Source organism: Actinocrinis sp., from assembly GCF_035946395.1.
Taxonomy (GTDB): Bacteria; Actinomycetota; Actinomycetes; order Streptomycetales; family Catenulisporaceae; genus Actinocrinis.
This window is the reverse complement of the sequence record NZ_DASYZI010000388.1, coordinates 36,502-44,655: the sequence shown is the minus strand read 5'-3', so window position 1 is coordinate 44,655 and position 8,154 is coordinate 36,502. Positions and strand designations below refer to the sequence as shown.

Below are 8,154 nucleotides of genomic sequence, written 5' to 3'. Positions count from 1 at the left end.
ACGATGCTGCTCGCGGTGATCGCCACGACCGGCCGCATCGTCATCCCGATCGCGGTGCAGCAGGCCGTGGACAACGGCTTCGACGCGCCGGGCGGTGTGGACGTCGGCGAGGTACGCGTCATGGCGCTGCTCGCCGCCCTCGCCGTCGCGGTCACCGCGCTGGCCGCCACCGTGATGAACCGGCGGCTCTACCAGGCCAGCGAGTCCGGCCTGGCCACCCTGCGGATCAAGGCGTTCCGGCACGTGCACGAACTGTCCGTGCTGCACCAGCAGGCCGAGCAGCGTGGCGCGCTGGTCTCCAGGGTCACCTCCGACGTGGACACCATCACCAACTTCATCCAGGAGGGCGGCCTGACCCTGTTCGTCAGCGTCGCCCAGATGTTCCTGGCCACCGTCGTCATGGCGGCCTACTCCTGGCAGCTGACCGTGCTGGTCTGGCTCTGCTTCCTGCCGCTGTTCGCCACGATGCGCCTGATGCAGCGACGCACCGGCGAACGCTTCGGCGTGGTCCGCCGCTCGATCGGCCAGATGCTCGGCGCCGTCAGCGAGTCGCTGGTAGGCGCGCCGGTGGTGCGCGCGTACGGAATCGAGGAGCGCACCGGCGCGCGGATCAACGAGGCCGTGGAGGCCACGCGTGCGGCGCAGGTGCACGCGCAGACCATCGTCGTCACCACCTTCAGCGCCGGAGAGATCGCCGCCGGGCTGGCCAACGCGGGCGTCGTGGTCGTAGGCGTCATGCTCGGCGTCGGCGGGCACGTCACCGCCGGGCGGCTGGTCGCGATGCTGTTCCTCGTCTCGCTGTTCATCACCCCGGTGCAATGGGGCGTCGAGGTCCTCAACGAGGCGCAGAACGCCATCTCGGGCTGGCGCCGGGTGATCGGCCTGCTTGAGACCGAACCCGACGTGCCCGACCCCGGCGCGCGCGGCACCGCTTCGGACGGCACCACTTCGGACCGCACAGTCTCGGGCAGCACAGTCTCGCGCAGCACCGTTTCAGGCAGCACTGCTCCGCCCGGCACCGTTTCGGGCGGCCCTGGCTCGACCGGCACCGCTGAAGCGCTGCCCGCCGGCCCGGTCGGCATCGAGTTCGAATCCGTCGGCTTCGCCTACCCGACCGGTCCGCCGGTGCTGCGTGACGTCAATGTGATGATTTCGGCGAGAGCTCGCATCGCGGTGGTCGGCGAGACCGGATCGGGCAAGACCACCTTCGCCAAGCTGCTGACCCGGCTGATGGACCCGCTCGACGGCCGGGTGCTGGTCAACGGCGTCGACCTGCGCCGCATCGCGTTCACCGAGCTGCGCCGCCGCGTGGTGATGGTCCCTCAGGACGGCTTCCTGTTCGACGGCACGATCGCCGACAACGTGCGTTACGGCGCCCCCGAGGCCGACGAGACCGACGTCGTCCGAGCCTTCGACCGGCTCGGCCTCGGCGACTGGCTCGCCGGTCTGCCGGATGGCGCAGCGACCCGCGTCGGCCAGCGCGGCGAGTCGCTGTCGGCGGGGGAGCGGCAACTCGTCGCGCTTGCCCGCGCGTACATCGCGGACCCGGATCTGCTGCTGCTCGACGAAGCGACCTCGGCCGTCGACCCGGCGACCGAACTGCGGATCCAGCGCGCCCTGGACGAGCTGACACGCGGCCGCACGACCGTGGCGATCGCGCACCGCCTCTCGACCGCGCAGGCGGCGGACGAGGTGCTGGTCTTCGATGCCGGCCGGCTGGTCGAATCCGGGCCGCATCACGAACTGGTGGCACGTGGCGGCGTCTACGCGCGGCTGCACGCCTCCTGGACCCGGAATCAGGCCACTGTGTGATCAGGCAACTGTGTAGTCCTTGAAGACGAGGTACGTGGTCCAGAGCAGCAACGTGCTGCTCAGCGCGAGAACTGCCGCCCACTGCCGGCGGCGGCGCGTGACCAGCGCGGCCGCCATCAGGCACGGGAACAGCGCACCGAGATACCTCGGCAGTGAGGTGAAGTCCTTCGAACCGACCGCCAACAGCAGGGACGGGACCGTCCACGCCGCGTACGAGATCGGCAGCCGCCGCAGCAGCGTCGGCAGCAGCGCCACGAAGCAGACGATCAGTATGACCGCCATCGTCGCCACTTCGTGGCCGTGGTGACGGGGATCGTGGCGCCAGACGTGCCGCAGGATGCCGAGCGGGTTGCCCATGATCCCGCCGCGGTCCAACTTCGCGGTCTGCTGCGTGTACGGCAGCAGCCAGCTGCCATACCGCACGCGCGAGTACGCCAGGAACGTCGCCAGTCCGGCTGCCGGCGCCGCCGCAGCGACCGCTGCCCTCGCCACGGCGGATCTGCTCCAGTCGGCGCGGCGCGCATCGCGCAGCCCTTCGACCGCGCCGGGGACGGCGAGCAGCACGCCGATCGGTCGCGCCATCCCGCTGAGGAAGCCCAGCGCGGCCGCCGTCCACGTTCGCGACGCCGTGAGACGGCTGGTCTGTCCGGGAGAGCTGCCGCGCAGCGCCAGGAAGTAGCCCACCGCCAGCGCCCCGGCCAGCGGCTCGGTGTAGCCCATGACGAGCGCGAACGCCCCCGGCGCGAGCTGCGTCAGCCATGCGGCCCGCCGCGCGGCGCCGTGGTCGCCGGTCTCGCGCACGACCGCGCGGTGCACGAGCGCGCCGAACAAGAGCGCGAACATCCAGCAGAACGCGAACAAGGCGATGCTCGTCGGCAGCCGGGTGATCGTGGCGAGCCCCGCCGCGCCGAGCGAAGTCGCCGGGAAGAAGTGGATCAGGATGCCGGGACGGTCGTATCCCTGCTTCGCGATGAGCAGGTACCACTCGGTGTCCCACATGAACAGCTTGCCGAGTGGATGCGCCCGGTCTAGATACCACGACATGCCGCCGACCAGCACCCGCGCCGCGAGCCACGCCGGAAGCGTCGCCCACAGCCCCTCGCGCAGCCAGGCCCAGCGGGTGGTGCCCGGTACTGGAAGCCGTTCGTCCTCGGTAGTGGTGGCTCTCTCGCCGGCAGCTAGTGTCAAGGGATGTAGATTCCGATGAAGGACTGGTACGCGAAGTAGGCGCACAGCGCGGTGCACAGCCCGACCACCCACGCCCACCGCCGCCAGTCCCGTGTCATCAGCGCTGCCACCAGCAACAGCGGCAGGATACCGGCCGAGTAGCGCGCGAAGGACGAGAAGTGCGGAGCCGTGATGGCCGCGAGCAGGCTGATCGCGGCCCACACTGTGTACGAGACCGGCAGCCTACGTACGGACGCCCCGAGCAGCCCTATCGACGTGACCACCAGCACCAGTGTGAACGCACCGGCTCCGTTGCCGACCTGGTTGACCGAGTCGAGCGCCGAGGTGAGCGGGTTCCCGGCGTAGGTGCCGCGCAGGCCCTCCAGCTTCTGGATCGTGTACGGCAGCGTGTAGTTGCCGTACACGTGGTGGCTCCACAGCAGATAGATCCCGGTGCCCATCGGGGGCGAGATCGCGACCAGGACCCTGGCGGCCAGGTGCCGCTTCGGATCGCGCCACTGCCGCAGGACCTCGATCCCGCCCGCGGCCGCGAGCAGCAGGCCGGTCGGCCGCACCAGCCCCGAGCCGAGCCCGGCCAGGAATCCGGCCGCGTGCCACAGCCACACCTGCCGGTTCGAGCCCTGATTCATCGAGCCCTGGTCCGCCGGATTCGAGCCCTTGGCCCGGCGCGCGGACTGCCGGATCGCGATCAGGTACGCCGCGGCGAACACCCCCGCGAGTGCCTCGGTGTACCCCATGACGAGCACGAACGCGCCCGGCGCGAGCTGGCTCAGCCACGCGGCGCGCCGAGCGGTGACGGCGTCCCCGCCGACCGCCAGCGCCAGCCGGTACATCAGCATGCCGAACAGCAGCGCGCCGGCCCAGGCGACGACCAGGACCGCCGTCAGCGCACCGATGCCGGTCGCCGCCACCGCGCGCGTCGTCAGCGGCATCAGCGGCCAGAAGCGCACCCCGTCGCTCGCCACACCGTGGTAGCCGTACTGGGCGATGCCCGCGTACCAGGCGGTGTCCCAGGTGTACAGCTGGTTGAACATGTGGAAGATCTGGGGGCCGTTGGGCATCTGCGCGGAGTATTTGGGCGTCACGCGTTGGGCGAGATCCTGGACGGCGATGATGACGATGTGCGCGACGACCCACGCCGCCAGCGCGGCCCGGAACGCCGAGCCCCAGACGGAGTACGGAGCGTCGGCAGCCGCCTCGGCGCTCATATCCGAGGACTGCGTCAGGGGTGCCGACGACGCGTCCGCGGTGTGGTCGTCCGCGTGGTCGTCCGCTCCGTGGTTGTCCGCTTCGGCCTGCGGCTGGACGGACGGCGCCGCTTCGGCGAAGCGCTCGTCACCTACGAGTTCCGGCACGGCTAGAACTGCTCTCGGTCTCGGGGAGGGTGCGGTATCCCGGAAAAGGTATCGGCCGCGAGACAATGGCGCCATGATCGACGAACCGTCCCCGTCCTCGGCGAACCCCCGACCTTCGGCGCGGTCTTCGGCGCAGACGCCGCCGGGGCTCGACCCGAAGATCGCCGCGCGGCTCAAGCGTGGACCCGACGGCCTGGTACCCGCCGTCGCCCAGCAGCACGACACGGGCGAAGTGCTGATGCTGGCGTGGATGGACGACGAGGCGCTGCACCGCACCCTCACCACCGGCCGCGCCACGTACTGGTCGCGCTCGCGCAAGGAGTACTGGGTGAAGGGCGAGACCTCCGGGCACGTCCAGCGGGTCGTCTCGGTCGCCCTCGACTGCGACGGCGACACGGTGCTGCTCGCCGTCGACCAGACCGGCCCGGCCTGCCACACCGGCACCCGCACCTGCTTCGACGACGACGTGCTGCTCTGAACCTTTCACGACTTGCGCGCCGCCGACGAAAACCGCCGGCGAACGCGGTGATGAAAGCTTCGCGACTGATGGCAGGATGGCGCGCATGACGACAGGCGAGACGATCCCGGATCTCGACACCTTCCGCGCCCTGACGGCCGGCCGGCGGGTCATTCCGGTGACCCGGCGATACCTGGCCGACGGCGAGACCCCGATCGGCCTGTACCGCAAGCTCGCCGACGACCGTCCCGGCACCTTCCTGCTCGAATCGGCCGAGCAGGGCGTCTGGTCGCGTTACTCCTTCGTCGGCGTGCGCAGCGAACTCGCGCTCAGCGAACTGGACGGCGCCGCGCACTGGATCGGCGACCCGCCGGTCGGCATCGCGCGCGAGGGCGCGCCGCTCGACGTGCTCGCCGCCGCACTGGAGGCCCTGCGCACGCCGCACGACGCGAGCCGGGCCGACCTGCCGCCGCTGACCGGCGGTTTCGTCGGCTACCTCGGCTACGACACGGTCCGCCGCCTCGAACGGATCGGCGACCACGCCAAGGACGACCTCGGCCTGCCCGAACTCACCCTGCTGCTGGCCAGCGACCTCGCCGTGCTCGACCACGGCGACGGCTCGGTGACGTTGATCGCCAACGCGATGAACCACAACGGAACCCCCGACGGCGTGGACGGCGCCTACCACCGCGCCGTCGCGCGGCTCGACGCGATGACCGCCGACCTGGCCCGGCCGGTCGACCAGCGGCCCGCGACCATCGCCCCGCCGCACTCCGCCGCCGCGACACCCGTCTTCACCGGCAACCGCACCAGTGAGGACTACCGGGCCGCGGTCGAGTCCGCCAAGGAGGAGATCCGCGCCGGCGAGGCGTTCCAGATCGTGCTCTCGCAGCGCTTCGAGGCGCCGACCCGGGCCACCGCTCTGGACGTCTACCGGGTGCTGCGCGCGACGAATCCGAGCCCGTACATGTACCTGTTCCGCTTCCCCGGCGTCGGCGCCGCGGCGGGCTTCGACGTCGTCGGCTCCTCGCCCGAGGCGCTGGTCAAGGTCACCGACGGCGAGGCGATGCTGCATCCGATCGCGGGCACCCGCCCGCGCGGCGTCACCCTGGAGAAGGACGCCGCGCTCGCCACCGAACTGCTGGCCGACCCGAAGGAGCGCGCCGAGCATCTGATGCTCGTGGACCTCGGCCGCAACGACCTCGGCCGGGTCAGCGCGCCGGGCACGGTCGAGGTCGTCGACTTCATGTCGGTGGAGCGCTACAGCCACGTGATGCACATCGTGTCCACGGTCGTCGGCCGGGTGGCTCCCGGCCGCACCGCCCTGGACGTCCTGCTGGCCGCCTTCCCGGCCGGAACCCTCTCCGGCGCGCCGAAGCCCCGGGCCATGCAGATCATCGACGAGCTCGAACCGACCCGCCGCGGTCTGTACGGCGGCTGCGTCGGATACTTCGACTTCGCCGGAAACGCCGACACCGCCATCGCGATCCGCACCGCGCTGCTGCGCGACGGCACCGCGTACGTGCAGGCCGGCGCGGGCATCGTGGCCGACTCCGACCCGGCCGCCGAGGACGCCGAGTGCCGAAACAAGGCCATGGCCGTGCTCCGGGCGATCGCCGCCGCCGACACGCTCAAGCCGCTGTAGCCCGTCCGGGCCGTTGTACTTAGCCCGTCCGAGCGGAGTCCTAGTCCTGTTTGAGCTATGTGGCCGGGGTCGCGTCGCCTGTCGCGCACGCCCGCCGCGTTGTCGCACCGTGCACGGGCCCCAGTCCGAGCACGGCCCTCCGCCTTGCGAACGTGCGCCAAACGCCACGCCCTGATCCGGCCCACAGCTCAAATGCGCGCTGGGAGTGCATTGAAATCTTGCTCCGGCGGCCCGGTTTGCTCTGGTTCGCCAGCAAATATCGATCAGGATAAACCGGTATGAGTCGGGCGTATTTCCAAGATCTTCATCGGGCTCCTAGCCATCCGTACCGCTGTAGCCGTTCCCGCTGTGCGGCTACGGATCACCAGTCACCGCTCACCGCACCCCCGGCCCGTTTCCCGTCCACCCCCTTTGCGAAAATGTCCGCATGAGCGCGAAAGCCGGCACCCGAGAGAAGATCGCCGCCGCGCTGTTGGCCGCCGTCGGCGCCGCGCTGGTGCTTGCCTCCGACGGCCGCGGCTGGGCTTCTGCGGCCGTCACCACGCCGGTTCACCTGTCCGTACAGGCCACCGGCAGCAGCTTGACCCCGCTGCCCTACGCGCTCGGCCTGGCTGCGCTCGCCGGAGCCATTGCGCTGTTCGCAGTGCGCCGGATCGGCCGCTACCTGGTCGGCGCGGTGCTGCTCGGCGCGGGCTTCGGCACCGTCGCTGCGGTCGCCGCGAACCTCGGCCGGCTCGACGGCACGCAGCTGGCCAGGATCGCCGAACAGACACTCGGTGCGAGTGCCGCGCAACTCGGGCCGGTGGACAACACGGCCTGGCCGTACGTCACGATCGCAGGTGGCGTGCTGGTCGCGCTCGCCGGCGTGCTGACCCTCATGCGCGGCCGCTCGTGGTCGGGCCTGTCCAGCCGCTACGAGCGCCAAGCGGCTGCCCCCGCCGCGTCGGCCTCGTCCGCGGAGTCCGGATCGCCGGTCCCATCCGCCGCATCCACTGCGCCGACCGCCGAGCCGACCTCACGTGACCTGTGGGACGCCCTCAACCGCGGCACCGACCCCACTGCCTGACTCCGCCCACCGGTCCCCCGCTCCCGGAGCAGTCCCGCCGATCAGTCACAATGGACGGGCAAGCCGTCGCCGACTTCGAGGAGTCACCGAGCCCATGTCCGAGGCCACCGAGATCACGCAGGAAGCAGCCGCCGAGGCCGCGCCGGAGGCGCCGCGGAAAGGCCACTCCGTGCTCGCGCAGGCCGCCGGGGTGGGCCTGGCGATCCTCGGCTCGTCCACGGCCGGAAACGTCATGGCGGGTAACACCATGCCGCACGCCGACCACGGCCACTCGGTCGCCCGCTGGGTCGGCGTGACCCTCTCCATGACCGGGTTCCTCATCGGCGGCGTCCTGTTCCCGTTCTGGATGATCCCCGCCTCGATCATCGGCGGCGTCTTCCAGATCGCCGCGCTGATCGCGGTCCCGGCGCTCAACGCCGCCGGCTTCGGCCGCCCCGACGTATGGGGCGAGCTCAAGGCCGAGGCCGCGGCCCAGCGCGTGGCGGCCTGAATAACACTGCTGTCTGATCGCACGGCCCGACTGCTCCGCAGTCCGCCCGCACTGCGCTCTGACCTGCGGCAAACCTCTCGCCCGATCCGGGCTGCGGACCGTCCCCGGCCGCGGCCCGGATCGGCGCGCGTACCGGCACCT

At 71.2% G+C, this 8,154-nt stretch carries 7 protein-coding genes; 5 read left to right on the top strand and 2 right to left on the bottom strand.

The features are described from left to right. Positions 1 to 1,812, top strand: a 1,812-nt coding sequence (locus tag VGS97_RS24165) for an ABC transporter ATP-binding protein (RefSeq protein ID WP_326855929.1), incomplete at its 5' end; no start/stop codon positions are given. On the opposite strand, the gene VGS97_RS24160 is transcribed toward VGS97_RS24165, so the two are convergent. Together VGS97_RS24160 and VGS97_RS24155 are read right to left on the bottom strand one after the other, a co-directional pair. Further along, entirely contained in the window at positions 1,813 to 3,000 is a 1,188-nt protein-coding gene (locus VGS97_RS24160) for a hypothetical protein (RefSeq protein ID WP_326855928.1), read from the bottom strand. Next, positions 2,997 to 4,355 carry a hypothetical protein gene (locus VGS97_RS24155; protein ID WP_326855927.1) on the bottom strand — a complete coding sequence of 453 codons (1,359 nt, stop codon included), beginning with the start codon at positions 4,353 to 4,355 and terminating at the stop codon, positions 2,997 to 2,999. The genes VGS97_RS24160 and VGS97_RS24155 overlap by 4 nt, the downstream gene beginning before the upstream one ends. Before the next feature lie 73 nt (positions 4,356 to 4,428). Here VGS97_RS24155 and hisI point away from each other — a divergent pair, with 73 nt between their 5' ends. From hisI to VGS97_RS24135, 4 genes are all read left to right on the top strand, one after another. Beyond that, complete coding sequence (gene hisI / locus VGS97_RS24150) at positions 4,429 to 4,833, top strand: phosphoribosyl-AMP cyclohydrolase (protein WP_326855926.1); 405 nt, start codon at positions 4,429 to 4,431, stop codon at positions 4,831 to 4,833. A gap of 85 nt (positions 4,834 to 4,918) precedes the next feature. Further along, entirely contained in the window at positions 4,919 to 6,457 is a 1,539-nt protein-coding gene (locus tag VGS97_RS24145) for an anthranilate synthase component I (RefSeq protein ID WP_326855925.1), read from the top strand. Positions 6,458 to 6,884: 427 nt separating this feature from the next. Further along, positions 6,885 to 7,523: a TIGR02234 family membrane protein gene (locus tag VGS97_RS24140; RefSeq protein ID WP_326855924.1), complete on the top strand. Its 639-nt coding sequence runs from the start codon at positions 6,885 to 6,887 to the stop codon at positions 7,521 to 7,523. Positions 7,524 to 7,617: 94 nt separating this feature from the next. Continuing rightward, on the top strand, positions 7,618 to 8,013 hold the full coding sequence (locus tag VGS97_RS24135) for a hypothetical protein (protein ID WP_326855923.1): 396 nt from the start codon (positions 7,618 to 7,620) through the stop codon (positions 8,011 to 8,013). Positions 8,014 to 8,154: the final 141 nt, after the last annotated feature.